2 protein-coding genes are annotated in these 1,145 nt (G+C 66.3%); both read right to left on the bottom strand.

Translation table 11 applies throughout. The annotated features are described in order from the left end of the window. Positions 1-8: 8 nt before the first annotated feature. Positions 9-758 (bottom strand): ABC transporter ATP-binding protein, encoded by a 750-nt coding sequence (locus tag EN935_RS37060; protein ID WP_109661770.1) that lies wholly within the window; start codon positions 756-758, stop codon positions 9-11. Beyond that, a partial coding sequence (locus tag EN935_RS37055) for an ATP-binding cassette domain-containing protein (RefSeq protein ID WP_164771737.1) occupies positions 755-1,145 on the bottom strand: 391 nt, incomplete at its 5' end. The genes EN935_RS37060 and EN935_RS37055, both read right to left, overlap by 4 nt.

Genomic DNA, 1,145 nt, shown 5'->3' with positions numbered 1-1,145 from the left:
TTGCAGGCTCATGCCCCCCCTCCTTTCTCGGCGTGCAGCGGGCGCTGGCCGAGATAGAGTTCGGCGACCACCGGATCGTTCCACAGTTCGGAGGCGATGCCCTCGTGCCGGTCCTTGCCCTCGACCAGCACATAGGCGCGGTCGCCGATGGCGAGCGCTGCCTTGGCGTTCTGCTCGACGAGCAGGATGGTGACGCCGGATTTGCGGATGCCGGCCAGCATCTCGAACACCATCGACACGAATTTCGGCGACAGGCCGGCCGACGGTTCGTCGAGCACCAGCACCTTGGGATGGACGATCAGGGCCCGGGCAACGGCGAGCATCTGCCGCTGTCCGCCCGACAGGTTGCCGGCGGCGGTGCGGCGCTGGCGCACGAGGTCGGGGAAGGCGGTATACATTTCCTCGATGCGGGCAGGGATTTCGCGCCGCTCGAGGATGCCGCAGGCAACTTTTAAATTGTCCTCGACCGACATCAGCGGGAAGATGTTTTCGGTCTGCGGTACGAAGGCCAGCCCAAGCCGCACCATGGTGTGCGCGGGGGCGGCCGTGATGTCCTTGCCGTCCAAAAACACCGTGCCGCCGGTGATCGGGACGAGGCCGGCGATGGCCTTGATGAAGCTCGACTTGCCGGCGCCGTTGGGGCCGAGCACGACGACGATCTCGCCTTTTTTGACGGTGATCGAGGCGCCGCGCACGATCGGCACGCCGGGCTCGTAACCAGCTTCAAGGCCGCGGACATCGAGGACGATCTCGCTCATGCGGCGCCTCCGAGATAGGCCTCGATGACGCGCGGGTCGCGCGCGACCTCTTCGGCCGTACCTTCGCTGAGCAACTGGCCGCTCGCCATGACCAGGACGCGATGGCAGAGCCGCGTCACCATGTCGATGTTATGCTCGATCAGCAGGAAGGTGATGCCGCGCGCATTGATGTCGCGGATGCGGTCGATGATGACTTCGAGCAGCGTCGCGTTGACGCCGGCCGCCGGTTCGTCGAGCAGGATGATCGCCGGGTCGGCCATCATCACGCGGGCGAGTTCGAGCAGCTTGCGCTGGCCGCCCGAAAGCACGCGCGCCGGCTCGTGCGCGAGGTGGGTGAGGGTGACCAGTTCCAGCAGTTCGAGCGCCTTTGCCCTAGCGGCTCTCTCC

Origin of the sequence: Mesorhizobium sp. M7D.F.Ca.US.004.03.1.1, assembly GCF_003998635.1 — a bacterium.
In the GTDB taxonomy this organism is placed as follows: domain Bacteria; phylum Pseudomonadota; class Alphaproteobacteria; order Rhizobiales; family Rhizobiaceae; genus Mesorhizobium; species Mesorhizobium loti.
Note: the sequence above shows the minus strand (reverse complement) of the source record. Positions and strands in the feature narration are given on the sequence as shown.